This is a genomic window from Vibrio sp. 1249-1, assembly GCF_033340495.1.
In genome coordinates this window covers 1-690 of the sequence record NZ_JAWOWJ010000569.1, presented here as the reverse complement: position 1 = coordinate 690, position 690 = coordinate 1, and the positions used below count along the sequence as shown (strand labels likewise).

Here is a 690-nt window from a genome sequence, read left to right as displayed (position 1 = left end):
AGTGAATAATCAAAAAGGAGCCTAATGGCTCCTTTTTCTATTTTACTTCTCTGCCGTCATACATTTTGCAATATAACGGTGGCAGCATGTGGACATTACCATTTGGTAATTCGCATTTCACTTCAGGTGCTAATGTTCTTCCTCCTGAAGCGCCATTTGCTTGAATAGTAAATGGAATTGTAGCTGAACATATTAATAGTATTCCGGCTAATAATTTCATAACGATCACCCTCTATGTTTAAGACTTTATTACGCCTGTTACCCAAAGTTTGTGTATTTGGCGTGCTAAGTGCTCAAACAAAAACATGTCTCACTACCTTAATACCGCTCACACATACCGCAGTAAATGGTGTCACCCATTGTGTGCCCAACCGTGCTGGAACAAGCTCTGCCTTTGGCGTGGTGAGGACCAACTCAGTTATCAATAAAACGGTAGGAAAGACTTTTCTACTTACCTAAAATATAAGCATTTACCTTTATGCTTATGGATTAAGTATGTATAGGGAGTTGGAAAGATCAAAAATGAATTCAACACTGTTTTATTTTTTATATTGAAATTAGATTGAAAATGACTGGAAGCAGTGAACTATCTTTTTGATTAATTCTTAGTTGATGAATATCAATAGGATTTACAAGATGGAATTTAATAATATTTATATTACTTATTTTTTAAGGACAAATTGAATAACA

1 protein-coding gene is annotated in these 690 nt (G+C 34.6%); it reads right to left on the bottom strand.

All coding sequences use genetic code 11. The features are described 5' to 3' along the window. Positions 1–37 precede the first annotated feature (37 nt). Complete coding sequence (locus R7Z50_RS27660; RefSeq protein ID WP_071651861.1) at positions 38–220, bottom strand: hypothetical protein; 183 nt, start codon at positions 218–220, stop codon at positions 38–40. Positions 221–690: the final 470 nt, after the last annotated feature.